The 26344-nt window shown below is 70.4% G+C and carries 18 protein-coding genes; 8 read left to right on the top strand and 10 right to left on the bottom strand.

Features of this window, described 5'->3' with window-relative positions:
• The first annotated feature begins 16 nt into the window (after nt 1–16).
• On the top strand, nt 17–2446 hold the full coding sequence (locus BHS09_RS30120; RefSeq protein ID WP_140799742.1) for a DEAD/DEAH box helicase: 2430 nt from the start codon (nt 17–19) through the stop codon (nt 2444–2446).
• Between the two features lie 4 nt (nt 2447–2450).
• Here BHS09_RS30120 and BHS09_RS30125 read toward each other — a convergent pair whose 3' ends face one another.
• Complete coding sequence (locus BHS09_RS30125) at nt 2451–2963, bottom strand: helix-turn-helix domain-containing protein (protein WP_140794869.1); 513 nt, start codon at nt 2961–2963, stop codon at nt 2451–2453.
• A 71-nt stretch (nt 2964–3034) separates the two neighbouring features.
• Between BHS09_RS30125 and BHS09_RS30130 the strand changes: the two genes are divergently transcribed.
• The 4 genes from BHS09_RS30130 (at nt 3035) to BHS09_RS30145 (ending at nt 13486) form a co-directional block, all read left to right on the top strand.
• On the top strand, nt 3035–4264 hold the full coding sequence (locus tag BHS09_RS30130) for a Glu/Leu/Phe/Val family dehydrogenase (RefSeq protein ID WP_140794870.1): 1230 nt from the start codon (nt 3035–3037) through the stop codon (nt 4262–4264).
• A gap of 114 nt (nt 4265–4378) precedes the next feature.
• Entirely contained in the window at nt 4379–5596 is a 1218-nt protein-coding gene (gene ilvA / locus BHS09_RS30135; RefSeq protein ID WP_140794871.1) for a threonine ammonia-lyase, read from the top strand.
• Nucleotides 5597–5654: 58 nt separating this feature from the next.
• Complete coding sequence (locus BHS09_RS30140; protein ID WP_174258934.1) at nt 5655–7046, top strand: peptidase MA family metallohydrolase; 1392 nt, start codon at nt 5655–5657, stop codon at nt 7044–7046.
• Between the two features lie 146 nt (nt 7047–7192).
• Nucleotides 7193–13486, top strand: coding sequence for a DUF6982 domain-containing protein (locus tag BHS09_RS30145; protein ID WP_237079909.1), 6294 nt, complete (start codon nt 7193–7195; stop codon nt 13484–13486).
• 106 nt (nt 13487–13592) lie between these two features.
• Here the strand turns inward: BHS09_RS30145 and BHS09_RS30150 are convergent, their stop codons facing one another.
• Both BHS09_RS30150 and BHS09_RS30155 read right to left on the bottom strand, forming a co-directional pair.
• On the bottom strand, nt 13593–14216 hold the full coding sequence (locus BHS09_RS30150) for a YceI family protein (RefSeq protein WP_140794874.1): 624 nt from the start codon (nt 14214–14216) through the stop codon (nt 13593–13595).
• A gap of 31 nt (nt 14217–14247) precedes the next feature.
• The gene (locus tag BHS09_RS30155; protein WP_140799744.1) at nt 14248–15123 is read right to left on the bottom strand and encodes a dioxygenase family protein; all 876 of its coding nucleotides are present in this window, start codon (nt 15121–15123) and stop codon (nt 14248–14250) included.
• Between the two features lie 142 nt (nt 15124–15265).
• Between BHS09_RS30155 and BHS09_RS30160 the strand changes: the two genes are divergently transcribed.
• Complete coding sequence (locus tag BHS09_RS30160) at nt 15266–16903, top strand: sigma-54-dependent Fis family transcriptional regulator (RefSeq protein ID WP_140794876.1); 1638 nt, start codon at nt 15266–15268, stop codon at nt 16901–16903.
• A gap of 18 nt (nt 16904–16921) precedes the next feature.
• On the opposite strand, the gene BHS09_RS30165 is transcribed toward BHS09_RS30160, so the two are convergent.
• From BHS09_RS30165 to BHS09_RS30195, 7 genes are all read right to left on the bottom strand, one after another.
• Complete coding sequence (locus BHS09_RS30165) at nt 16922–17650, bottom strand: DUF1751 domain-containing protein (RefSeq protein WP_140794877.1); 729 nt, start codon at nt 17648–17650, stop codon at nt 16922–16924.
• A gap of 149 nt (nt 17651–17799) precedes the next feature.
• Nucleotides 17800–17997 carry a hypothetical protein gene (locus tag BHS09_RS30170; protein WP_013938428.1) on the bottom strand — a complete coding sequence of 66 codons (198 nt, stop codon included), beginning with the start codon at nt 17995–17997 and terminating at the stop codon, nt 17800–17802.
• 163 nt (nt 17998–18160) lie between these two features.
• Nucleotides 18161–18376 carry a hypothetical protein gene (locus tag BHS09_RS30175; RefSeq protein ID WP_013938427.1) on the bottom strand — a complete coding sequence of 72 codons (216 nt, stop codon included), beginning with the start codon at nt 18374–18376 and terminating at the stop codon, nt 18161–18163.
• A 29-nt stretch (nt 18377–18405) separates the two neighbouring features.
• Nucleotides 18406–19602, bottom strand: coding sequence for an acetyl-CoA C-acetyltransferase (locus BHS09_RS30180; protein WP_140794878.1), 1197 nt, complete (start codon nt 19600–19602; stop codon nt 18406–18408).
• Between the two features lie 76 nt (nt 19603–19678).
• Nucleotides 19679–20326 carry a hypothetical protein gene (locus BHS09_RS30185; protein ID WP_140794879.1) on the bottom strand — a complete coding sequence of 216 codons (648 nt, stop codon included), beginning with the start codon at nt 20324–20326 and terminating at the stop codon, nt 19679–19681.
• Nucleotides 20327–20462: 136 nt separating this feature from the next.
• Nucleotides 20463–21119 (bottom strand): 2-hydroxychromene-2-carboxylate isomerase, encoded by a 657-nt coding sequence (locus BHS09_RS30190; protein ID WP_140799745.1) that lies wholly within the window; start codon nt 21117–21119, stop codon nt 20463–20465.
• A 66-nt stretch (nt 21120–21185) separates the two neighbouring features.
• On the bottom strand, nt 21186–24770 hold the full coding sequence (locus BHS09_RS30195) for a protein kinase domain-containing protein (protein WP_140800793.1): 3585 nt from the start codon (nt 24768–24770) through the stop codon (nt 21186–21188).
• Between the two features lie 379 nt (nt 24771–25149).
• Between BHS09_RS30195 and BHS09_RS30200 the strand changes: the two genes are divergently transcribed.
• Nucleotides 25150–25812 carry a S1 family peptidase gene (locus BHS09_RS30200; RefSeq protein WP_140799746.1) on the top strand — a complete coding sequence of 221 codons (663 nt, stop codon included), beginning with the start codon at nt 25150–25152 and terminating at the stop codon, nt 25810–25812.
• A 119-nt stretch (nt 25813–25931) separates the two neighbouring features.
• Nucleotides 25932–26267, top strand: coding sequence for a hypothetical protein (locus BHS09_RS30205; protein ID WP_228565456.1), 336 nt, complete (start codon nt 25932–25934; stop codon nt 26265–26267).
• The last annotated feature ends 77 nt before the right edge of the window (nt 26268–26344 follow it).

The following is a 26344-nucleotide window of genomic DNA, read 5'->3' on the forward strand; positions in this document are numbered from 1 at the left end:
GCTATGCCCATGCCTGATGAGCGACATCCAAGAGCCAAACGTGCCGGGGAGTCCGGCGCCTGACGAAGCCCCGACGCGTCCCGCCGAGTACATCGCGGACATCGGCTTCGACGACATGAACCTGTCAGAACCCATCCGCCTCGCCCTGGCGGAGCGCGGTTATACCAACCCCACCCCTGTCCAGGCCCGCGCCTTCCGGCCCGCCATGGAGGGAAAAGACCTCATCGTTCGCAGCAAGACGGGCACCGGTAAGACGGCCGCGTTCGGCCTACCCCTGCTCGAGAAGATTCCCGCCGATGAGCGCCGCGTCCGAGCGCTCATCCTCTGCCCCACTCGCGAGCTCGCCCTCCAGGTGGCGGACGAGCTGAAGATGCTCGCCAAGCACAAGGGGCTGAAAATCGCGGCCATCTACGGCGGCGCCTCCATGAAGCAGCAGGAGGACGCGCTGGAGGAAGGCACCCCCATCATCGTCGGCACGCCGGGACGCGTGTTCGACCACATCAACCGCGGCAACCTGAAGCTCGACGCGTGCGACCACGCCGTCCTGGATGAAGCGGATGAGATGCTGAACCAGGGCTTCTACGAGGAAGTCACGCGCATCCTCGACCGCCTTCCGAAGACGCGCCAGGTGCTGCTCTTCAGCGCCACCGTCCCCACGGACATCCAGAACCTCATCGCGCGCTACACGACGAACGCGGAAACGCTGCTGCTGTCCGGCGACGTCTTCACGGTGGAGCACATCCACCACATCCGCTACGACGTGTCGGACGCCTTCCCCAAGCCGCGCAACCTCATCTACGTGCTGGAGAAGGAAGAGCCGCAGAACGCCATCATCTTCTGCAACACGCGGGATGACACGGCGCTGGTGACGGCGGTGCTCAACCGCAACGGCTTCGACGCGGAGCTGCTCAATGGCGACCTGCCGCAGAAGGAGCGCGAGCGGGTCATGGGCAAGGTGAAGCGCGGCGAGGTGGCCTTCATGGTCGCCACGGACATCGCGGCGCGCGGCATCGACATCTCCGGCCTGGAGTACGTCATCAACTACTCGCTGCCGGAGGACCCGGCGGTGTACCTGCACCGCGTGGGCCGCACCGGCCGCATCGGCAACAAGGGCACCGCCATCAACCTCTTCTCCGGGCGCGAGCTGGCCACGTACACCGCGCTGGAGAAGAAGTACGGCATCAAGTTCGACAAGCGCGAGATGCCGGCCCCGGAAGAGGCCATGCGCCTGTGGACGGAGCGCCACGTGCGCGAAATCCAGGAGGCCGCGGGCGGCTCCGTCTTCGAGGGCTTCCTGCCGCTGGCCGCGCAGCTCAAGCCCCGCGCGGACGCCGACGACCTCATCGCCTTCCTGCTGAAGTACTTCTTCAGCCACCTGCGCATGGAGAAGGCCGCCGCGGCGATGGCGGCGGAGGGGCGTGAGCCTCCGCAGGAGCGCAAGTTCGAGAGCCGCGAGGGCGGCCGGCGCGAGCGCGGCGAGCGCAAGGAGCGTGGCGGTGAGCGCCGCGACCGGGAGCGCGACGACCGGCGCGAGAAGCGTGGCGAGTCCTCCGAGCGCGAGCGCGAGCGCCGGCCCCGCCGTGACGACGCGCGGCGCGAGCGCGGCGGCGAGAGTGGCCGCGGCGCGGCGGCGCTGGAGGCGGGTCCGGGCGAAGCCAAGCTGTGGGTGAACCTGGGGACCGCGGATGGCCTGGGGCCGGGCAGCATCGCCACGGCGCTGGAAGACGCGGGCGCCCCGGTGGGCAAGGTGGTGCGCGCCGAGCTGCGCCCCACCTTCGCCTATGTCTTCGTGGCGGAGGAGGACGCCGCCGCCTTCGAGACCATCAACGGCAAGCAGCACGGCACCAAGACGCTGCGCGTGGAGAAGAGCAAGCCGCGCACGGAGCGTGACGCCACGCCCCGCCCGCCCCCGTCTCCGGACGCGGGCCCCGGCGAGGCGAAGCTGTGGATCAACCTGGGCATGGACGACGGCATGGACGAGGCGAAGCTGCCCGCCGCGCTGGAGGCCGCGGGCGCTCCGGCCGGCAAGGTGCTGCGCACCCTGCTGCGCCCCACCTACGGCTACGCCTACGTGGCCGAGGAGGACGCGCCCGGCTTCGAGGCCGTCAACGGCAAGCCCCACGGCGAGAAGGCGCTGAAGGTGGAGCGTCACCGTCCGCGTGGCGCGCGCACGGAGCGCCGTCCCCGCACGGAGGCCCTGCCGGAGGTTCCCGGCCAGACACGTCTGTGGGTGGGCCTGGGCAAGCAGGACGGGCTGGACGAGGCGGGCGTCGCCGCCGCGCTGGAGGCCGCGGGCGCTCCGGCTGGCAAGGTGCTGCGCACGGACCTGCGCCCCACCTACGCGTATGTCTTCGTCGCCGACGAGGACGTGGCGGCCTTCGAGACCACGCACGGCAAGCCCCACGGCGAGCGCACGCTCAAGGTGGAGCAGGCCAAGCGGAAGTAGTCCCTCAGGTGCCGCCGGTCCCTGGACTGGCGGCCTTCCTGCGCCGCTCACGGTGGTAGTGGGCGGCGCACAGGCTCCGGGCGAGCACCGGCTTCTCACAGCCGGGCTCGCCGCAGCGGGCGGGCTCCGGCCGGACGGCCTGGATGTCCTCCGTTGCCCACGTGGGCTCGTCGAACATCACCTCCGCCACCGACAGCAACCGGTCCACGTCCGCGCGAGCCAGGCCGCGCCCCCGGACGAAGGCCTCCAGCCGGTGGCCACCCGCGTCCTGCGTGTCCTCCAGCCGCAAGAGTTCCCACAGTGGGAGATGGAGCGCGGCGGCCACCTGGAGCAGCGTCTCGTAGCTGGGGCTGCGCTCGCCCCGCTCCAGCAGGGACGCGAAGGACACGGAGATGCCGCAGCGGGCGGCGAAGTCCTCCTGGGTGAGTCCCCGCCGCTCCCGCAGTGTCCGGATGCGCCGGGCCAGTCCCTGGAGGTGTCCGCTCACGGTGGAAGCGTCCGGCGGTTCGGGCGGCATGGCAGTTTCCTATGGTAGCGCACCCCTTCTGTTAAGGTCTCGCGCGCCGCCATCCAGGAGTTTGCCGACACATGAGCGCCGTCGAGGGTACCAACTACTACTTCCGCAAAGCCGCGCGGATCATGGACGTGGGCACCCCCATCGAAACGCTGCTCGCCACGCCCCTGCGCGAGGTGAAGGTCCAGGTCTCCATCGAGATGGACTCCGGGGAGATTCGCACCTTCCTCGGCTACCGGATTCAGCACGACAACAGCCGCGGCCCCATGAAGGGCGGCCTGCGCTACCACCCGATGCTGGACCAGGACGAGTGCGCGTCGCTCGCCTCGCTGATGACGTGGAAGACGGCCGTGGTGAATGTCCCCTATGGCGGCGCCAAGGGCGGCATCGCCTGTGACCCGTCCCAGCTGAGCATCAAGGAGCTGGAGCGCCTCACCCGGAAGTTCGTGGACCAGGTGCAGGACGTCATCGGCCCCACGCGCGACATCCCCGCCCCCGACGTCAACACCAACCCCCAGGTGATGGCGTGGATCATGGACCAGTATTCGCGCTACCACGGCCACTCTCCCGCGGTGGTGACGGGCAAGCCGCTGGAGCTCTACGGCTCCAAGGGCCGCGAGGCCGCCACCGGCCGCGGACTGCTCTACGTGGCGCGTGAAATCCTGCGTGATTTGGGCCTGCCGGTGAAGGGCACGCGCTTCGCGCTCCAGGGCTTCGGCAACGTGGGCGGCCACACCGCGCAGCTCCTCTGGGAGGACGGCGGCGTGGTGGTGGCGGTGGCGGACGCGCTGGGCGGCGTGCGCAACCCGCAGGGCCTGGACATCCCGTCCCTCTTCGAGCACGTGAAGCGCACCGGCACGGTGGCGGGCTTCAGCGGTGGTGCTTCGTGCAGCAACGATGACGTGCTGGGCGCGGACTGTGAGGTCCTCATCCCCGCGGCGCTGGGCCACGTGCTCACCCGGGAGAATGCCCACGCGGTGCGCGCCAAGCTCATCATCGAAGGCGCCAACGGCCCCACCCAGCCGGAGGCCGACGAAATCTTCGAGAAGCGCGGCATCTTCGTGGTGCCGGACGTGCTCGCCAGCGCCGGCGGCGTGACGGTGAGCTACTTCGAGTGGGTGCAGAACCTCCAGCACCTGTCGTGGGAGGAGGACCGCGTCAACGCGGAGCTGGAGAAGTCCATGAAGGAGGCCTACGAGCGCGTGGCGCAGGTGGCGCGCTCCCGGAAGGTCTCCATGCGGACGGCCGCGTACATCCTGGCGATTGGCCGGGTGGGCAAGGCCACCGTGCTGCGCGGCATCTGACGCGGCCCGCCGTGTCACGCGCTGGACGTAGCGCGGCGCGGCAGGCAGCCAGCGGAGCACGCTCTTTCCTCGTGTCGCTTCCGCCCGGGGCTCGCATCCGATAGAGGCGCGCCCATGGTCACCCTCGAGGACATCCAGGCCGCGCGCGAGCGCCTTCGCTCGGCCATCCGCCCCACGCCGTGCCCGCAGTCGGACTACTTCACGGAGCGGACGGAGTGCGCCGCGGTGTTCTTCAAGCTGGAGAACCTCCAGCGCACCGGGGCATTCAAGGAGCGCGGCGCCCTCAACAAGCTGCTGACGCTGACCGAGGACGAGCGGCGCCGGGGCGTCATCGCCGCGTCCGCCGGCAACCACGCGCAGGGCGTGGCGTACCACGCGCGTCGGCTGGGCGTGAGCGCCACCATCGTCATGCCGGAGCGCACCCCGCTCATCAAGGTGTCGCGCACGCGGGATGACTACGGCGCGCGCGTGGTGCTCAAGGGCACCAACTACGACGAGGCCTACGCGGAGGCGCTGCGCATCCAGAAGGCGGAGGACCGCGTCTTCATCCACCCCTTCAATGACGCGCACGTCATCGCCGGCCAGGGCACCATCGGCCTGGAGCTGCTGGAGCAGTGCCCCGACCTGGAGGTGGTGCTCGTCCCCATTGGCGGTGGCGGGCTCATCTCCGGCATCGCGTGCGCGCTGAAGGAGACGCGGCCCGACATCCGCGTGGTGGGCGTGCAGGCGGAGACCATCGCCAGCATGAAGGCGTCGGTGGAGGCGGGCGAGCGCGTGCTGCTGGCCGCCGCGGGCACCACCATCGCGGACGGCATCGCCGTCAAGCGCGTGGGCGACCTCACCTTCCCCATGGTGCAGAAGTACGTGGACGAGGTGGTGGCGGTGGACGAGGAGGAGATTGCCGCCGCCATCCTCACCCTCCTGGAGCAGGAGAAGAGCGTGGTGGAGGGCGCCGGCGCGGTGGGCCTGGCGGCGCTGCTCAGCGGTGACGTTCCCTCCGCGCGGGGCCGGCGCACCGCCATCATCTTGAGCGGTGGCAACATCGACATGAACGTCATCAGCCGCATCATCGAGCGCGGCCTGGTGAAGGCCGGTCGTCTGGTGCAACTGGAGGTCCGGCTGCCGGACCGGCCCGGCATGCTGGCGAAGCTCACCACGCAGGTGGCCGACCTGCGCGCCAATGTCGTGGAGATCCACCACGAGCGCGCCTTCTCCAAGGCGGGCCTGGGGGAGGCCATGGTGGAGGTGACGCTGGAGACCACCGGGCCCGCGCAAATCGAGGAGCTGGAGCGCGCGCTCCACCGGCTGGGCTGGCAGGTGGCCCGCAAGTAACACCCATCCGGGGGCAGGGCCTTGCGCCCGTGCGCCCGTGTCCGGCGATACTCAGGGCATGAGCCCCGCCGCCCTGCTCTCCGCCCTGCTGCTGACCGCCGCCCCTTCTTCTCCCGGACAGAAGGCGAAGTCGCTCGCCGCCAGCCGCGCCTGGGAGGAGCTCTATCTGGCCTTCTCGGCCGGAGAGGCATCGGACGTGCCCGCCCCGCAGCGGGGCACCGTCGCCACGGCGCTCCAGAAGGGCTGCGAGGCGCTGAAGGACGAGGACCCGGTAATGGCGTACTCACTGGGCGAGCGCGCCACCGTCTACGAGGAGTCCGCGGGCGCGCTGCGGTGCCTGGCCCGGGCCGCGCGGAAGACGGACCAGCGGGCCACCGCGGAAGCCGCCCTGCGCAAGGGGCTGGCCCAGTACCCCAAGGACGGTGCCTTCGGCCTGGAGCTGGGGCGGCTGCTGATGGAGGAACAGGACGCGGCGGGCGCCGTGGCGGCGCTGGAGAAGGTGCCGGCGAAGTCGAAGGAGGCCACGGAAGCGAAGCGGCTGCTCGTGCAGGCCCGCGCCAAGACGACGGAGGAGACCGCCGCGCGGCGGGAGGCGGAGCGCCTGGAGCTGCGGATGAATGGCGCCACGAGCGGGCGGCCCACCGTCACGGCCGAAGCCCAGCCCGCGGTGGCCGGCCAGGGCCGGGGCTCCACGCGCTCGGCCAGCCTCAACTACGAGTCGGGCACCGGCGCGGACGGCATGCGGACGCGCTCCAACAGCCGCTTCGTCATCAAGTACTTCAACAACCAGCGCGACTTCGGCCAGCGCGCGGAGTACGAGGGACGAATCGTCGCCGCGCTGGACGAGGCCTACGACTTCACCCGCAGCATGCTGGGCGAGGTGCGACAGGCGCCGGTGGACATCATCCTGTACACACTCGCGGAGTTCCAGACGCACTTCGGCGCGGCGAAGGCGCGAGCGGTGGCCGGGCTCTATTCCGACAACGCCATCCGCATCAACGACGCCGCGGAGCTGACGCAGCAGACCAAGGCCACCCTGGTCCACGAGTACGTACACGCCGCGCTGGATGACTTCTGCGACGGCGACGGCAACAACCTCCCCGTCTGGCTCAACGAGGGCCTGGCCGAGTACGTCGAGTGGCGCTACCTGGGAGGCGAGGACCCCGAGCGGTCGGTCCGGAACTACATGGCCCAGGCCGCCAAGGCGAACTCCCTGCCCAAGCTGGCGCAGATGGAGGGCGCGTCCCTCATCATGCAGCGGAACCCGACGGTCGCCTATGCCACCTCCGCCGTGGCGGTCCGCGAGCTGGTGAAGCGGGGCGGCACGGGCCGGTTCCTCACGATGGTCCGCGAGGTGGGACGGGGAAGACCCATCGACGAGGCCCTGTCGGACCACTACGGCAAGACTCGGGCGAGCCTCGACGAGGACGTCCGGGCCGCTCTCCAGTAGGGGAGGCTGGCAGCCGGGCCCGGGCCAATTGGTTTACCCGTTCCCGGGAGTCCCCTAGACTCGCAGCCCCTCTATTTACGCTGCGACAGAGGCTCGGCTGTACGCTGTCCGCAGCAAGGTGACGGATGTCGGACACGCGCGCAGCGATGAGAGAATTCCGCTTTCTCGACGAGAAGCGGAAGCTGGGAAGCCTGTCTCCGGTGGAGGAGGCTCGCTGGAACGAGCTGCGCGCACAACTGGGCGTGGATGACGCGCCAGCCGCGGACGCCGCCGCCTGGCAGCAGCAGGCCGCGCCCCAGGGCTACTACGCCGCTGACGGCCAGTGGTACCCCTACCCCGCCGGCTACGAGCAGCAGCCCCAGGGCTACTACGCCGACGACGGCCAGTGGTACCCCTACCCCACCGGCTACGAGCAGCAGCCCCAGGGCTACTACGCCGACGACGGCCAGTGGTACCCCTACCCCGTCGGCTACGACCCGAACCAAGGGTACGATCCGAACGCGCAGGCATACGCGCAGCAGGGCTACGACCCGAACGCTCAGGCGTATGACCCGAATGCGCAGGCGTACGCGCAGCAGGGTTACGACCCGAACGCTCAGGCCTACGCACAGCAAGGCTACGACCCGAACGCTCAGGCATATGCGCAGCAGGGTTACGACCCGAATGCGCAGGCGTATGCGCAGCAGGCGTATGATCCGAATGCGGGCTACGCCCAGGGCACTGCCGAAGCGTGGCAGGCGGATCCGCAGGCCTATGCCGCGGAGTCCGTGCAGCAGCAGCCCTACCCCACCGCTCCCGAACCCCAGCCGGCTGTCGAGCCGGACAACCTCAGCCTTTCGGACGACATCGACATTCCCGCGCTGAGCGAGCCCGCGCCGTGGATGACGCCGGGCGCCGGTGGACAGGCGCAGAATGCACTGAGCGCTGAGCAGGAACCCGACATCGAGGCGATGCCCGCCGACGAGGAACCGGCCGCGGCGGATGACCCGTCTGCGTCGTTCGCGGACGTCACCGCGGACCTCCAGCAGGATGCGCAGCCCGTGTCCGAGGAGGCGCAGCCGGAAGCCCTGAGCGTTGCGGAGGATGACTTCTCCGAAGTGGGGTCGGACACCCCGGCGGTGGCCGCCAGCGCCGAGCCCGAGCCTTCCCTGGAGGCGTCGTTCGCCGACCTGTCGATGGAGGTCGAGTCGGCACCGGATGCGCCGGTGGCGCCCACGGGCGACGCCCTGGCCTCGACGGAAGTGGAGGTCCCTTCCTCCGAGGTCGAGTTGCTGGACGGCACCGCCGACAGCGAGCCTGTCCTGGCCCACGAGCAGTCTCCCACCCCCATCGATGATGCGTGGGCCTCCGCGCCGCTCGCCGTCGAGCCTGAGCACGTGGACGTCGCCGATGCGGGCGACATCATCGACGTTGCCGCCATGGCGGAGCCGGAGGCGGCCTCGCAGGTTGCGGATTCCGAAATCGCGCTTGATGCCTCCGACATGGTCGAAGCGTCGGCTGCGGATACGACGGATGCGTGGGACGCGGGTGCGACGACCGACGTGACGGCTGATGCCATTGCGACGGCCGACCACGGCGCGACGGATTTCATCGCGGCCAGCGCGGGCGATACGTACGAGGCACAGCCCGCCGAATTTGCACTCGACACCGCGGATGTGGCTTCGGCCGAAGCCGAGCCCACCGAGATTGCGCTCGATGCAGCCGACGTGAGCGATGCGGCGGTTGAGCACGCCTCGGAGATGGCGTTCGACGCGTCTGCCGAAATCGCGCTCGACACTTCCGATGTCGCCGTGGCGGAGACCTATCCCGAGACGGCCCTCACGGCGTCTGACGCCAGCGATGCCTCGACGGCGGAAGCCTACCCCGCTGCCGACTTCGCGACGGCAGAGGCTTACCCTGCGACGGACTTCGCGACGGCGGAGGCCTACCCCGCGACGGACTTCGCGACGGCCGACGTCAGCGAGGCCGCGACGGCGGAGGCTTATCCCGAGGCGACGCTGACTGCCTTCGAGGCAAGTGATTCGACCGCAGCCGCTCCCGAGTTCGCGCTCGCGGCGTCGGATGTCATCGAAACGTCTGTTCCCGAGCCGGAGCTGGCGGCCGCGGATTCCAGCAGCGAAGTTGTCGCCGAGGCCTCCCCCTACGGCAGCGCAGCAGCCTCGTTCGAGCCCTTCGCCGAGACTGCCTTCAGCGAAGGCGATGCAACCGCCGCTGGCGAACCGTACACCGAAGCGGTGCTCGACGCCGCAGAGGTCAGCGACACGGCAGTGAGCGAGCACGCTTTCGCGACGTCCGAAGCGAGCGAGTCGGCCACTGCCGAGGCGTATCCGGAAGTAGCGCTCGACACCGCCGATGTCAGTGACGCGGCCACGATGGAGTTGGACTCGGCGACGACCGCTGCTGAAGCCACCTCCGACACGGCGCTCGCATCCAGCGAATGGGGCAGCACGGACGCGGTCGAGGAGTTTGCCACTACGGCGCATGCGGCCTCCGACGTCAGCGAATTGGCTGCCTTCGAGACTGCACCCGAGACGGCTCACAGCACCTACGACCACTCGAGTGAGACCTCTGCTGAGAACGAGCTCGTCCTCGACGCGACCGAGATGAGCGAGCCCGAAATCGCTCTCGATGCGTCCGATGTCGCCGAATCGCCTTCCGCCCAGTCGCCTTCCGAAATCACGCTCGACGCCACGGACGTCGCCGAGTCCGCTCCGATTGAGCCGGCCGCGGAGATTTCCCTGGAGGCCTCCGACGTCGCCGAGCCGCAGTCGGCTGAAATCACCCTCGATGCCTCGGAGGTGAGCGAAGAGTCTCCCGCGCAGCAGGGAAGCGTCCCGACGCTGGAGCTCAACGCGGCCGAGGTGTCGTCCGACGAGCCCTCGCTCGATGTCATCGATGTCGAGTCCGCGCCCGGACACGCCGGGGACGAGGCATCGTTCCAGGCCGCTGACGCCGGGAGCGAGCAGCCCACGCTCGAGGTTATCGAAGTCGGTACGGAGGCCACCGCTTCGGAAGTGGACTTTCCGCAGGGGGCTGCGCCCTTCGCGTCGTCGGATGTCCCATCGCTCAAGATCCGGCCGGTCCAGGCGGGTCCGGACCTCCACGCGGAAACGATCGAGGTGGTGGGAGATCCGCCGCATTCGTCCGCACGGCACTCCGCGCGCACGCCTTCCGCCGAGGAGATGTTCGACCTGAGCGGGAACCCCGAAGAGGCCGTGCCTCTCGTGGCAGCGAACGAGTTCCTGGCCCACGGCCACTTCACGCCGACCGATGAGCGCAGTGTGGCGATGGCGGAGGGTGACGCGGGCGCCATCGAGCTGCAGCCTGAATGGGCTTCCACTTCCGAGCAGCCCGCTGCGGAAGCGGCTCAGACGGAATGGGCCACTTCCGGTGAGCAGGCCGCTTCCAACGATGCGTATGCAGGCTGGGAGGATCCTGTTTCGGAAACCGTCGAACTCCAGGCGGAGTGGACAGAGCCTGTCACCGCTTCCGCGTGGACGACCTCCGAGCAAACGGTGCCTGCCACGAGCCACGCGGCGTGGGCGGCTTCCGATGCAGGCATCGCCTCCGAGGCTGGCCAGGCCGAGTGGACCGACTCCACCACCGAGCTCCAGCCCGAATGGGTTGCGGCCGAAGACGCGGCAGCCACTGAAGCTCAACCCGAGTGGGCCACCACCGCGGAGCAGACGCCCACCGAAGCGCAGGCGCAGTGGACCGAGACCGCCGCGCACGCCGCCCCCGGCAGCGAGCAGACGGAATGGGCTGCGAACACGCCAGACGCCACGCTCGAGGCGGCCCAGGCCGACTGGGCTTCCCCCTCCTCCGAGGCCGCGCCCGTCGAACCCCAAGCGGAGTGGGCTGAGCCGACCGCCGAGGACGGCCAGGCCCACTGGGCCACGGCTGAAGCGTCCCCGAGCGAAGGCTGGAACACGGCGTCGACTGAAGCAGCGCCCGTGGAAGTCCAGGCCGAGTGGGCCGAGTCTTCTGAGGCCGCGCCCACTGAGGTTCAGACCGATTGGTCGGCCCCTACGCCCGACGCGGCGCCGGTGGAAGTGCAAGCCGAGTGGGCCGACCCCGCCCAGCAGGATGGCGCCGCCCTGACGGCTGAACCTGCGGCGACGGAGGCCCAGGCCGGATGGGCTGCGCCAGAAACCGCTGACGCCACCACGGATGCCCAGGCAGGTTGGACGACGCCGGGAGCCGACACCGCTCAGTCGGAATGGACTGCCGCTTCGGAAAACGGGTGGGCGACCGCCGAGGCCGCGCAGCCCGAGTGGGCCACGCCCGTCGAGGAAGTCCAGACCGAATGGACTGCGCCTGCGACCGAAGCCGCCGCACAGCCCGAGTGGGCCACGCCTGCGACCGAAGCCGTGCCCGGCGAAGGTCCTCAGCCCGAATGGGCTTCGCCTGCGACCGAGGAAGTCCAGGCCGAGTGGGCGACGCCCGCAGCCGAAGCCGCCACATCGTCGGAGTGGGCTTCGCCTGAGACCGAGGGAGCCCAGTCCGAGTGGGCCACTCCCGCTGCCGATGCCGCGCAGGCCAGCTGGGCCGCAGCGCCCGTGGAAGCCGCGCAGCCGGAGTGGGCTGCGCCTGCGGCTGAAGAGGTTCAGGGCGAGTGGGCCTCTCCCGCTGCCGATGCCGCCGCCCCATCCGAATGGGCTTCGCCTGCGATGGAAGAGGCGCAAGGCGAGTGGGCCACTCCCGCAGCCGATGCCGCCGCTCCGTCGGAATGGGCTTCGCCTGCGACGGAAGAGGCGCAAGGCGAGTGGGCGAATCCCGCTGCCGAGGAAGCTCAGGCCGAGTGGGTAACGCCCGCGGAAGGCGCTGCGCCGTCGTCGGAGTGGGCTTCTCCTGCGACCGAGGAAGTCCAGGCTGAGTGGGCGACGCCCGCCGAAGGCGCTGCACCAGCATCGGAGTGGGCTTCGCCCGCGACGGAGGAAGTCCAGGCTGAGTGGGCGGCGCCTGCGACCGATGCCGCTGCAACGGCGTCGGAATGGGCTTCGCCCGCCACCGAGGAAATCCAGGCCGAGTGGGCCACGCCCACCACCGAAACCGCTGCCCAGCCGGAGTGGGCCTCGCCTGCGCCCGAAGCCGCCCAGCCCGCCTGGGCCGCCCCCACGGAAGGCGCGCAGGCAGAGTGGGCCGCCCCCGAGGCAGAAGAAGTCCAGGGCGAGTGGGCCGCCGCTCCGGCGGAGGGCGCTCAGCAGGAGTGGGCAACCCCCACGGAAGCCCCCCACGCCGAGTGGTCCACGCCCGCCACCGAGGAAGTCCAGGCCGAATGGGCCGACCCCATCGAGGAAGCCGCTCCGGCCGCCGAATGGGCCTCAACGAGCGCGCCTGCTGCCTCGCAGTGGGACACGCCCGCGGACAACGCCCCCGCGGCCTCCGAATGGAACGCGCCCTCAGGTGACGTGCCTGCCAACGCGTGGGCCTCCCCCACGCCGGACACGACACCTGCGGCGAGCGCGGAATGGTCCGCGACCAGCCACGACACCAGCGCGACCTGGGACGCCTCCGCCACCACCGAGTGGTCCTCGGAGCAGACGGCGAACTGGAACGAAGCGCCCGCTGAAGAGGTCTCCCTCGCGGACACGGCCACGCCTGCCTCCACGGAGTGGAATGACGCCTCCGTGGACGTGGAGCCCGTCATGGAGGAGGCCGAGCCCATCGAAGAGGCGTCCGAGTGGGAAGCCGAGCCCATCCAGGACAGCGCGCCCGTGACGTCGCAGTGGGCCGCCGCCAGCACGGACAGCCCCTTCGGCGCGGAGGCACAGGACTTCACCGAGGCCACGCCCATCGAGGAAGAAGAAGTCTCGATGGAGCTCGAGCAGGAGGTCTCCGAAATCGACGTCGAGGAAGAAGCCGTGGTGCCGCCGCCCGCGCCCATCGCCGCCTTCCCCGTCACCGCGCCGGCGCCCGCGCACTTCGCTCAAGCTGCCTCACTGGCCACCGCCGCGCAGCCGCAGCACACCGCCGTCGTCATGCCGGCCGCGCCCGCCAACAGCATCGCCGTGGAGCGTGAGCCGCTCTTCGACGACACCGCCATCGTCGGAGGCACGGCCCTCACCTCCTTCGTGGAAGGCGAGCACCGCGTCATCATCCACACCGTCGAAGGCCAGGTGAAGCGCGGCACCATCCGCGACGCGGACCTGCTCGACGAGGTCATCTCCCTGGAGCAGCAGAGCGGCTTCGCCGCCGAGCAGATTCCGGGCAAGCGCGTGAAGGCCATCTTCTTCATGCTCGCCGCCGGCGCGCGTCAGCCGCAGGTGGAGGGTCAGAAGATTCGGGTCACCTTCAACGACGGACGTCAGGTCGCGGGCTTCTCCCAGGACTTCCAGGGCAGCACGCCGGGCTTCTTCGTCATCCCCGCCGACCAGCGCACCAACACCGCGCGCATCTTCATCTACCGCTCCAGCGTGCAGGCGGTGGCCGAGGGCTGAGCGGGCGCGTCCCCGAAGGACGGGCGGGGCCACCGTGCCCCGCAAATGAAAGAGGGGCCCCCACCACCGTGGGAGGCCCCTCCGTCATTTCAGAAGCAGCGAAGGCTTACTTCTTGTCCGTCGCGGCCGGGGCGCCGGCGTCGGCCTGCTTCACCAGCGACAGCTCCAGGTTCACGGTGACTTCCTCACCCACCGCGACGCCGCCCGCCTCCAGCGCCTGGTTGTAGGCCAGGCCGAAGTCCTTGCGGTTCAGCTTGGTGGTCGCCGTCACGCCCGTGCGGGTGTTGCCCCAGGGGTCCTTGGACTCCTTCGACGGGCCCGTGACGTCCAGGACGACCGGCTTGGTGACGCCGTGCATGGTCAGGTCACCGGTGACCTTCAGCTTGCCCTGGCCCGCCTTCTGGACCTTGGTGGACTTGAAGGTGATCTCCGGGAACTTGGCCGTGTCGAAGAAGTCAGGGGCCCGCAGGTGCTCGTCGCGCTTGGCGTTGCCGGTGTTGACGGTGGACGCGTCCAGCACGGCCTCGACCTTGGACTTGGTGACGTCCTTGTCATCCAGGTTCACCGTGCCGCTCTTCACGTTGAACGAGCCGGTGACGTTCGACACCATCATGTGACGGACGGAAAAGCCGGCGCTGGAGTGCGAGTCATCCACCTTCCAGGTGGAGGCCAGCGCGATGGACGGGAGGGCGAAAAACAGGGCAACGGCGCTCTTCATGGACGTCTTCATAGGAAGTGTACTCCTTGGGGATACGGCGAAGTCAGGCGCGCAGCGCGAAGCTGCGCATGGACAAGGTTCCGTGATGGAAGCCCTCGAATACGGGGGTGAGACGGTCCTCGGGGAGGGCAGCTCCGAGGACGAAATAGAGCGGCATCAAATGTTCGGCCCTTGGATGCGCGAGCCGCGCGTTCGGTGCATCCAACCATGCTTGAAGGCCGGTGAAGTCTCGCGCCTCCAGCTTCTGCGCAATCCACGCATCAAAGGCCGCGGCCCACGGCTCGACGGACGCCGCCTTCTCGTGGAAATTCAGCCGGCGCAGGTTGTGGACGATGCCGCCGCTGCCCATCAACAGCACGCCCTGTGCGCGCAGCGGCCGGAGGAGCTCGCCCATCCGCGCGATGACCGCGGGGCTCGCGCCCAGCGGCATGGAGACCTGGACGACGGGGAGCTTCGCCTCCGGAAAGGCATGCAGCAGCGGCACCCACGCGCCGTGGTCCCACCCGCGCTCCGCGTCAGCCACGGTGGGCAACCCGCCCGCCTTCAACCGGGCGACCACGTCCTCGGCCAGGGACGGCGCACCCGGCGCGCCGTAGCGCAGGCGGTAGAGCGGCTCGGGAAAGCCATAGAAGTCATGGATGAGTGACGGCTGCGCGCTGGCGGTGACGCGAATCTCGCCGGGCGTCTCCCAATGGGCGGACACCACCACCAGGGCCCGCGCCTGGGCCTCGCCGCCGAAGCGCCGCAGTGCCTGCGGGTAGGCATCCGCGTCCAGGGCCACCATCGGTGAGCCGTGAGAGATGAACGCCGCGGGGGCCACGGCCTGGCCGCCGCCAGGGCCACCCGCCCCCAGCACGCCCGCCACCCCGGCCGCCGCCACGCCTTGAAGCACCACGCGTCTGTCGAGTTCGTCGCCCATGACGGCCGCCTTCTAATGCAACCGGAAGACCACGACACCCAAAACCCCAACCTATTGAATTTACTCCACTCCATAAACCTCCCGTGCAACCAGCCTCTCAAAACGATAGAGACTCAACTCATTCTGGAAGGAGTCGTACAGCGTGGGTGGCCGTTTCGAGCTGGACTTGAGTGAGCTGCTGTCCTTCGAGCCGGGGGGCGGGCTCATCCACTTCGGGGGACAGCGCGTGCTGCTGATGGACCCGGTGGCGCTGGGGCTGCTTCGCAAGGAGCTCATCAAGCTGATGGGGATGACGGCGGCGCGCGGCACCTTCACGCGCCTGGGCTACGCGCACGGCTGGCGCACGGCCGAAGCGATGAAGGGCGCGGTTCCCTGGAAGGACGAATCCCTGTGGCGCCGTGCCGGTGGGCGGCTGCACACCCTCCAGGGACAGGTCCGGGTGGAGCCCGTCCAGCGCCGCGCGGACGAAGGCCCGGAGCCCTTCGCCGAGGCGCAGTGGCGCGACTCCTATGAAGCCGAGCAGCACCTGCTGCACCTGGGCCAGTCCGATCAGCCGGTGTGCTGGAGCCTCACCGGCTTCGCGTCCGGCTACATGAGCTACGTCAACGGCAAGCCCATCTACGGCACGGAGCTGCGCTGCGTGGGCAAGGGCGACGCGGCATGCCACTACGTGGGCCGGCCCGCCGAGGAGTGGAGCACCGAGTGCACGGAGGTGCTGCGCCTCTACGAGACTCAGTGCATGGAAGGCATGCTGGCGCAGGTGACGGAGGCGCTGCGGCAGGCGGAGCGCAAGCTGCGCGCAAAGCGGCAGTCGCTGGCGCGCGCGGGCGTGACTGAGGACCCCGCGGGCATGGTGGCGCGCTCGGAGGAGATGCAGCGGGTCATCAACCTGGCGCGCAGGGCGGCGAAGGTGGACTCCACGGTGCTCGTCACGGGTGAAAGCGGCGTGGGCAAGGAGCGCATCGCCCGTCTCATCCATGACGAGTCAGGCCGCGCGCACAAGGCCTTCGTCGCAGTCAACTGCGCCGCCGTCACGGAGAGCCTGCTGGAGAGCGAGCTGTTCGGCCACGCGCGCGGCGCCTTCACCGGCGCCACCCACGACAGGGCCGGCCTCTTCGAAGCGGCCCATGGCGGCACCCTCTTCCTGGATGAAGTGGGCGAGGTGCCCCCGTCCATGCAGGCCAAGCTGCTGCGCGTGCTGCAGGAGCGCGAGGTGCGCCGCGTGGGCGAGAATGCCAGCCGCAAGGTGGACGTGCGGCTGGTGGCCGCCACCAACCGAGACCTCGCGGAGGAGGTCCGCCAGGGACGCTTCCGCCAGGACCTCTACTACCGGCTGCGCGTCATCGAGCTGAAGATTCCGCCGCTGCGTGAGCGCCGCGACGACGTGCTCCCCCTGGCGCGGCTGCTGCTCGCCGAGGCCGCGGAGCGCCTGGGCCGCAGGGTGTCTGGCCTGTCCCCGGACGCGGCGGACCAGTTGCTGCGCTATGCGTGGCCCGGCAACGTGCGTGAGCTGGGAAACGCCGTGGAGCGCGCGGTGGCGCTGTGCGAGGGCACTCGGGTGGAGCGGGAGGACCTGCCGGAGGAGGTCCGCGCCGCGCCCCCCAGCCTGGTGCCCACCGGCAATCCGCAGCGGCTGGAGGACATGGAGAAGCACTACATCCTGGCGGTGCTGGCGCAGAACGGCGGAAACCGCGCGCGCACCGCCGAGCAGCTCGACATCGGCGTGGCGACGCTCTACCGCAAGCTCAAGCAGTACGGCCACCCGGAGGCGGCCCACTGAGTCGCGGAGGGCCCGGCGTCAGTTGAGGTACTGGTCCCGGTCCGGCCGGTCCTGCCGCACCACCTGCAGGTGCTTGGAGCGGCCCTTCAACTGACGCTGCAGCCGCCAGTGCTGCAGGTGCAGCCACAGCTTGCGCGGGTTGGCGCCACGCACGTAGGCGAACGCCATGCAGAGGCCCAGCAGGTCCGGCACCTGCGTCTGCCAGCCACTGGTGACGGCCGACAGCACGACGAAGCCCGCGCCGATGCCCGCCAGGGCGTTGCCCGACAGCGGCAGGCCCCAGAAGTTCGTCTGCCCCCGGCCAATGGTGAGTCCGTAGGACACCCACAGCACCGACGTCATGACGTTGCCGCCCGCGTACGCCTGCACCGTCGCGCCGGGCACCAGCATGGCCAGCAGCGAGGTGATGAGGCCCGCGCTCACCGCGATGCCCAGCACCACCATCAACAGGCGCCTGCCGCCCCAGACGGACTCCAGGTAGCCGCCAATGGACCAGGTGATGATGGCGCCGAAGATGATGCCAATGGGGCTGGACTCGATGAAGGCGTACGTCAGCGGCTGCCACAGGAAGAGCTTCCCGAACACCAGGTCCGGGAACAGCAGCAGCAAGCCACCCGACTGCGACTTCGTGAGGTGAAACATCACGGAGCCAGCCACCAGCGCCACCGCCAACTTGGACGCCGTGGTCTCCAGGCCGGGCAGACCCATGCCGCCGCCCCCGCCTCCGAAGCTCCTCATCGGTCGCATTCAGTACACCATCCTCTCGTTGCTCAGAGCCGTCCAAAGGTGGTGGAACACCGCTCGCTTCGCAACCCCAAATGACGAAGGGCGCCCATCCCCGACACCGGGGAGAGCGCCCTCGAACACCCACGCCTCGTCAACTGCCTCGCGGCCGTTCAAGCCTTCGGCTTGTAGAAGAGCGTGATGGTCAAACAGTGGAACTCCTTGTCGGAGGACTGCGTCACCACCCTGTCGACCACCTCGAGGTTGGAGTTCTCCTTGAGCCACTTGGTGATGTTCTCACCCATGTTCTCGCGGTCACGCGCGAGCGTGGTGGAGAACACCTTGACGCCCGTGAAGCTGATAACGCCCATTCCGACCCTCGTCATAAACCAGAGATTCTGGACGTTTACCCCGAGACGATTCCGCCATCAAGAATCGGGCCCGACAATCCGGCCCTTGCGCGTCCTGGGCATCCCACCCGGGAGGTGGGCTCCCGGGCCTCGCACGGAGCGCGCGGGCCCGGGGGCTGGGACTTCACCGGCCGCTGGCGGCCTTGCGCGACAGGCAGGTGACCTCGTCCTTGCAGGCCGGGCCAATGCCCTCGGGGTGTGCCGTCAGGGGCGTCTTGTCGCTCTCCTCCACGCCACACACCACGCACTTGCGCTTGCGGTTGCGACGCTCGGCGCGGCGCTGCTCCGCGATGGCCTTGGCCCGCTCACGCGCCGTCTTCGCGTCCACCTCGTTGCTCATCTCGCGTCCTGGTTGGAAGTCCTGTGCCATCAGAGCGCCTCGACGAGCACCGCGATGCCCTGGCCGCCACCGATGCAGGCGGACCCGATACCATAGCGGGCGCCGCGACGCTTCAGCTCGTACACCAGCGTGGTGGTGATGCGCGCGCCGGAAGCCCCCAGCGGGTGCCCCACGGCGATGGCGCCGCCGTTGACGTTGGTGCGCTCGCGGGGCAGCCCCAGCTCCTTCTCCACCGCCAGGTACTGCGGCGCGAAGGCCTCGTTGACCTCGAAGAGGTCGATGTCCGACAGCTGACACTGGGCGCGCTCCAGCAGCTGGCGGATGGCCGGCGCGGGGCCGATGCCCATGATTTTCGGATCGCACCCGGAGACGCCCCAGTTGACGAGCCGGCCAATGGGCTGCAGGCCGTGCTTCTTCACGAAGCTGCCGGTGGCCATCACCATGGAGCCGGCGCCGTCGCAGATGCCGCTGGCCGCGCCCGCGTGCACCACGCCGTCCTTCTTGAAGACCTTGGGCAGCTTGCGCAGGCTCTCCACCGTCGTCTCCGGGCGGTTGTGCTCGTCCCGGGACACCACCGTCTCGCCCTTCTTCGTCTTCAGCGTGACGGGGGCGATTTCATCCTGGAAGCGGCCCGCCTCCTGCGCGGCGGCGAAGCGCTTCTGGGTGAGGACGGCGTACTCGTCCACCTGCTCCTGCGTGAGCGAGTAGTCCACCGCGAGTTGCTCGGCGGTGAGCGCCATGGCCTGGCCGGTGTAGCTGTCGGTGAGGGCCGTCCACAGCATGTCCTCCAGGCTGCCCTTGCCCAGCGGCAGGCCCCAGCGGGCGCCGCGGATGACGTGGGGCGCCTGGCTCATGGACTCGGTGCCACCGGCCAGCACGACGGAGGCCTGCTCGGTGAGCATCAGCTCCGCCGCCGTGACGAAGGCCTGGAAGCCGGAGCCACACAGCCGGTTGACGCCCAGCGCGGGCACGGGGACGGGGACGCCGGTGCGCAGGCCCACGTGGCGCGGCAGGTAGATGGCATCCGCGCTGGTCTGCACCACGTTGCCGTAGACGACGTGCTGGACGTCCTCCGGAGACACCTTCGCCTGGGCCAGCGCGGCCTTCGCCGACTCCACGGCGAGGTCGGTGGCGCTGAGGTCCTTCAGGCTTCCCCCGTAGGTACCGAACGGGGTGCGCTTGCCGGACAGGAAGTAGATTTCCTCGTTCTTGGACACGCTCTTCATGGTGGTCGTCTACCTACTCTCATGGGGCGCGCGGTGCACGCGCGCCGTGACGTCGTGACGTGTGGGACGGGCGGGCCTAGGGCGCGCGCGGCCCGAAAAAGGCGCTGGCGACGATGGCAAGCGCGATGACGGTCCACAACAAACCTTGAAGGTTCTGTCTCCGGATTTCCTTGCGGCCGAGCCCCTGGTACCAGGAACGCCCGGCGGCCACCCTGCCTTCCCAGGTGAAATCCCCGGCGGGCTGCAACCCGTCCAGGCGGCGCAGGTGCGCGCGCAGCAGGCGGTCGGGCGGAGCGTCCTCCAGTGAACCCGTCAGGTAGACGCCGGGGACCTCCAGCGCAGGGCGCCGGTAGTCCGCGGTGATGACGAAGCCCCCGGAAGCCAGGGGCGTGAGAAGGTACAGCCGGGGCACGCCGCCCTGCCCCGCATGGAGCGTGGCGAAGACGCGCTCACCCGGGTGGGCCCAATCGTAGGAGCGCGTGGCGCGCTGGAGGCGCGGCTTCTCCTCGTGGCTGCCCAGCGGCACGAACCCCAGCGCCTGGAGCTGGTTGGCGCGCCCCGACAGCTCCAGGGGCAAATCCATCTGGTCCGCGGGCGCCTCGGGCTCCACCCGCACGCTGGACGGGAAGAGGAAGAGGATGCTGCGCCACAGATTCATGGACAGCAGCACGAGCGCCAGCACCAGGCCGGCGACGACGATGCCCAGTTCGGCGAGGACGTTCATGAAGGGAGGACCTCCAGGTGCATCGCCCCCCACGCCATGGGCGCGAGGAGCCGAATGAGGGAGGTCAACAAGGCGGGCCGACCGGAGACCATGGCTCCGGGACCCTAGCGGAAAGCGGCGCCCGCGTGCGCTGGCTTCAGCGCCGGGACGCGCTGGCCGGCAGCGCGCTCCAGCGCTCGACGTCCGCCAGGGTGAGCGGGTCCTCGCCGCGCAGGAACTGCTCCAGGTGCCCCAGCGAGTCCACGCCGAAGAACAGCTCGTCGTCCGCCAGGTAGGTGGGCACGCCAAAGGCCCCGGCGGCCACCGCCGCCTCGGTGTTCCGCCGGACCCGGTCCTTCACCTCCTGCGTCTGGGCCGCCGCGAGCAGCGCCTGGGCGTCCAGCCCCGCGGCCTGAATCGCCGCGCCCACGGCCTCGGGCGACTCCGCCCCCTTCCCGCCGCCCCAGGCGGAGGCATACAGGGCGCTCACCAGCCGGCTCCGGGCCTCCACGTCATCCACGGCGGCCGTCACGCGCAGCGCGAGCAGCGGATTGAAGGGATGCGTCGGCGGCGGCGCGAAGGGCACGCCGAAGTCATGGGCGATGCGGAAGGTCTGCTTGAAGATATAGCTCCGCTTGGGCACGACCTCCGCGGGACCGATGTTTCCCGTCGCGTTGAGCACCCCCGCCAGCAGCACGGGCACCGGCTCCACGGTGCGGCCATGGCGCGCGGCGAGCGCCGGCAGGCGCGTCCAGGCCAGGTAGGCATACGGCGAGATGAAATCCAGCAGGAACCGCAGTGGGGTGTGGGCCATGGCCCGAGTCTAACGCCCCACGTCCGGGCTGTGAGGACACAGTCCCGTCGACTTTCCAGCGTCACATCAGGCGCTCTGACGCAGCTCCCCGGCCCGGCGCTGGAGCGCCCCCCGCAGGGAGCTGGCCAGGGCCAGCAGGCTGGAGGCCCGGGCATCCGTGAAGGCCGCCTCGGCCGCCTCCAGCGCCACCACCGACGACTCCGCGTCCCGCGCGCGCTCCGCGAGCGACAGGCGCACCAGCCCCACCTGGAGCACGTTGCCCGTCAGCTCCGCCAGCGCGAGCGCCCGGCGCAGGTGCACCAGTCCCTCCTCACCGGGCAGCAGCGCCGCCAGCGCCCGGCGGGAGAGGATTTCATCCCACGGGTTGGCCAGCACCGGGTCCGTGGCCCGCGCCAGCGCCGCCTCCGCCGCGTCCTGCGCCGCCACCAGGTTGCCCTGCTCCCGTTCGAAGCGGGACTGGTAGACGCGCAGCAGCGTCTCCATGCGGACGCCGCTCTCGCGCGCGGCGGCCAGGGCCGCGGGAAGTGACCGGCGCGCCGCACCCGCATCCTCGAAGAGCACGTCGCGGCAGGCCTGGTACACCCGCAGGTGACACTGGAGCCACCGGTCCTCCGGCAGCACCCGCGCCAGCGCCTCGGCGCGGGCCACCACCGCGGCCACGTGCTCGTGCTCGCCGCGCTCCAGGTAGTACGGCGGCGTGAAGAGGGCCAGGTTGCGCTCCATCAACCGGGGGTTGCCCAGCCGCCGCACCAGCTCCGTCTTCTCCGTGAAGGCCGGGACGAACGCCGCGCCGTCGCCCGTGAAGGCCGCGCGCGTCACCACCGAGAACAGATGGAAGCCGCGCACGTCCGTGAACCCCTGGGCCTCCGCCACGGCGTACCCGTCGCGGAGCGCCTGCGCGTCCAGCGGCTCCCCGCGCAGCGCCAGGTTCATGTTCATCGTGAAGCCGCCCATGCCCAGCGCCCACGCCAGGCGCTTGGGCAGACGGCCCATCACCTCGCACAGCCCGCGAAGCCGCTTCAGTTGCTCGTACTGCGTCTCCAGCACGCCGGCGAAGCGGCCCGTGTAGGCACACAACTGAGCGGGCGCCAGCTGCGTCGCGGCGCGATAGGGCGACACCTCTGGCTGCTCGGCCCGCACGCGCTCCAGCAGCGCCGTCAACTCGTCCGTGCGCCCCACGCTGGCCAGCGCCATGGCCTGGAGGATGCGCAGCTCGGCCTGCTTCCAGAAGACGTCCGAGGAGCTGGCGAACGCATCCGCCTCGCGCTCGCGGAACAGCGCCTTCAGGCGCGCGGGACGCTCTGCTTCGGGCGCGGCGCACGCGGCCTCCAGCGCGGCCACCGCCTGCGTCCGCCCGTCCACCAGGTCCACCGTGGAGGCCCAGTGGTCGCTCAGCTTCCGCGCGAAGACGAGCGAGGTGGGCGGGTCGCTCGAATAGCCCACCTCCACCATCGTCACCCAGATGCGCAAGAGCAACCTGTCACGGCCCGGGAAGTCCGGCGCGGCCTCCAGCAGCATCGCCGCTTCCTTCAGCAGCAGCGTGGCCTCCAGCAGCGCCTGCGCCTCGATGGCGGCCCGGCCCGCGTCCAGCAGCGGGCCAATGGCCAGCTCCGGCTCCGACGAGCGCAGGTAGTGCCACCCCACCGTGCGAGACAGCTCCGGCCGCGACGAGTGCAGCGTCTGGAGCGCCAGCGCCACGCGGCCGTGCGCCACGCGCCGCGCCTCCTCGGGCGTGCTGTCGTAGACGGCCTGGTGCACGGTGTCGTGCGTGAAGACGTAGCGGCCCTCCACCTCCTGGAGGAACTGCCGCTCCACGATGCCGTCCAGCACCGCGAACAGCTCAGACTCGGGCAGCTCCGCCAGCGCGCGGAGCATGGGCAGCTCCAGGCTGCGGCCCGCAGGCGCCAGCTGGCGCAGCAGCGACACCTGCTCCGCGGGAGCACTGCCCAGACGCGCGAGCACCGCGTCGTGGATGCTGGCGGGCAGCGGCCGTGTGTCCAGTCCCTCGACGGCGTTCCACCGGCCGCCCACCCGCGTCAGCGCGCCTTCCTCCACCAGCGCGCGCAGGCACTCGGTGGCGAAGAAGGCGTTGCCGCCCGTGGTCTCATGCAACCGAGTGACGAAGGCCTCGGGCACGGCCAGCCCCGGCAGCGCCAGCTCCACCAGCGTGCGCACGTGCTCGGCGGCCAGCGGCTCCAGGTCCATGCGGGTGGTTATTTTCTCGTCCACCGTCTGGAAGGCCAGACTCAGGCGGCTCAGCTCGCCGTTCCGGAACGTGCCCACCACCATGCCACGCGTGCCGTACAGCGCGCGGATGAGGACGTTGAGCACCTCCAGCGTGGCGCTGTCGGCCCACTGCAGGTCCTCGAAGCACAGCACCAGCGTCATCCGCCGGCCCAGCGCCTGCACCCACTCCGCCAGCGCGCCGAAGAAGGCCAGCTTCTCCTCGCCCGCCACCGGGCGCACTTCGCCCGCGTCCGGCGTCAGGCCCGGGAGCAGCTGCCGCAGCTTCGGCCCGAGGCGCTCCATCATCTCCGCGGGCGTAAGCGGCACCAGACACCGCACCGCCTGGACGATGGGCGTCAGCGGTGCCTGCCCCTCCGCGCGGCACTGGCCCCGGCCGAAGGGCAGCTCCGCCAGCTTCGCCTGGAGTTCGAACTCCTGGAGCAGCCGCGTCTTGCCCACGCCCGCGGGCGCGCCGATGAGCACCGCGCGGGATTGGCCCCAGTCCGCCTCGGCCAGGCCGTTCATCAGCGCTTCCAGCTCCGCGGCGCGGCCCACCACTTCCGGCACGTGCAGGTAGCTGGCGCGCGCCGACAGCGGCTCCTCCGGCATCGGCTCGCCGCTGGCGTGGCAGAGCGCCTCCATCAGCTCGCTGGCGTCCTGGAAGCGCTCGCGCGGATCCTTCGCCAACAGCAGGAGGATGATCTCCTCCAGCTGCGGATCCACCGGGCAAATCGTGGACGGCTTCGGCGGCGGCCGCGTCAGGTGGTCCGCCAGGAGCGCCGCCGGGGTGTTGCGCTTGAAGGGCAGCCGACGCGTGACCAGGTAGTAGGCCATGACGCCCAGCGAATAGAGGTCCGCGCGCCCGTCGATGCTCGCGCCGCGCTGCCACTCTGGCGCCAGGTACTCCAACGTGCCCTTGAGGCGGCCGGGGCTGGGTGTGCCCAGTTGGTGCATGACGCCGAAGTCCATCAGCTTCACCGCGCCCGCGCTGGTGATGCGGATGTTGCTGGCCTTGATGTCGCAGTGCACGTACAGCCGCGAGTGCAGGAAGGCCAGGACCTGGGACATCTGGATGAGCACGCGGTACAGCGTGCGCGTGTCCAGCGGCGACTCACGCCCCAGCGAACTCAGGTCCTGCCCGTCCACCACCTCCATGGTGATGAAGCGGTTGCCGGCCTCCGTCATGCCCCAGTCGAAGACCTTGAGCGTGCCGGGGTGCTGGAGCTTCTTCATGGCGAAGAACTCGTGCCGGAACATCAGCACCAGCTCCTCCGTCTTGCCCGCCGTCAGGCCCGCGGGGACCTGCATCTCCTTGAGCGCCACCCGGCGGTGCTCGTGCAGGTCCGTGGCCAGCCAGATGCGGCCCATGCCGCCTTCGCCCAGCAGCCCTTCCACCCGATAGCGCCCCGTCACCACCATGCCCACGGCCAACGAGCGGCGCTCCCCGGCGCGCGCTCCCGGCAGGGTGATGGGCGTGCGGATGCGGTCCCCCCACGAACTTGGAGGACGGCTGCGCTCGTCCAGGACTGCTGTCTTCTCCTCGTCGCTCACGAAGGGGAACCGGCGGGGTCAGCGAAATGCAGAAGTTAATGGGATATCACGTTTCCTTGCGGCAGGCACACATCATCAGTGCCGTGTCGGCGTTGAGTGTCGCACCGCGCGTGCCATCCCAGGCGACAAGCACCTGACAACACGGGCCCCGGCTGGACGGCTGCCCAGCAGCCCTGCCCGAAGCCCTGGACGCGTGGGTGCACATCCTCCCTCGGAAGGCGCCGGCCGGATGAGCGGGCCACGAGGGTGACGGATGAGCAACGCGGGCTGGAGGGCGTGGCTGGGGGCGGGCGTGGGGGCGTTGCTGCTGACGGCATGCCACACGTCGGAGGAGGAGACACCGCCGGACCTCGACGACGTGGCGGCGGCGACGGTGACGCTGGAGCCGGGCCACTGTGCGGGCGTGGTGGTGGAAGACGGCCGGCACGTCCTCACCGCCGCGCACTGCCTCCGGAATGAGGACACGGGGGTGCCCTTGTCCTTCCTGGACGGACGCCGGATGGACGGCAGCGCCGTGCACGTGGACCGGGGCCGGGACATCGCCATCCTCCGCCTGGACGCGCCGGCGCCGGTGCGCCCGCTGGACGTCGCCCAGGCCCTGCCCGCTCCGGGCGAGCCGCTGGTGTTCGCGGGCCGCAATGACCGTCCCGACGAGCCTCAGCAGGCCGTGCTGGAGCGGCTGGGCACCTGCCCTTCGCTTCCCGAGGTGCCCGCCGCGCTCTTCACCACCATCCGGGGCCGGCCGGGAGACTCCGGCGCGCCGTTGGTGGACGCGCGCATGCGGGTGGTGGGGCTGGTCCACGGCGGGGCCGCCTGCCGCATCGCCGCGCCCACCGCGGGGCTCGCGGAGGTGGTGGCGCAGCTGTCGCGAAGGGGGCCGGCCCTGGCGCGGCAGGCGCCGCCTCCGCCTCGCTAGGCGGCCCTCCCGTCAGTGGGCCCTGGCGTCGTTGCCCCAGGGGCCGCCCGCTCCGAACTTGAAACTCGAGGCGAACGGGGCGGACCCCTCACGCTCGCCCTACCCACGGAGACGGCACCATGGCTGGCAAGAAGGACAAGGGGCCCCAGGACGCGCGGCCCAGGGACATTGGCGATGACCAGCAGGCGGGCTTCCACGCCGGGGAGAATTTCCAACCGCGCAACCGCGGGCAGGTGGCGGACGCGCAGGACCGTGGCGCGGCGGACGCCTCCCGGCACCTCGCCCACGAGCACGGCGACGCGGCGCCCCACGCCGACACACCGTGGGAGGCGCGCGTGGAGCGCGGCGAGGAGTGGACGTCCCAAGATGTCCCGGAGAGGGAGGCCCGAGGCGACGAGGAGCCGGACTCCGCCGTCTCACGTCAGGGCCTCGTGAGCCCCCCTCCCGAGGAGTAGGCGCCGCGCCACGCACCCCACGGACCCCAGGGGTGCTGGGCACCCCCTCTTGCCCCGGCTGGCGCGTGGGGTGATGC

Origin of the sequence: Myxococcus xanthus, from assembly GCF_006402735.1 — a bacterium.
Classification (GTDB): Bacteria; Myxococcota; Myxococcia; order Myxococcales; family Myxococcaceae; genus Myxococcus; species Myxococcus xanthus_A.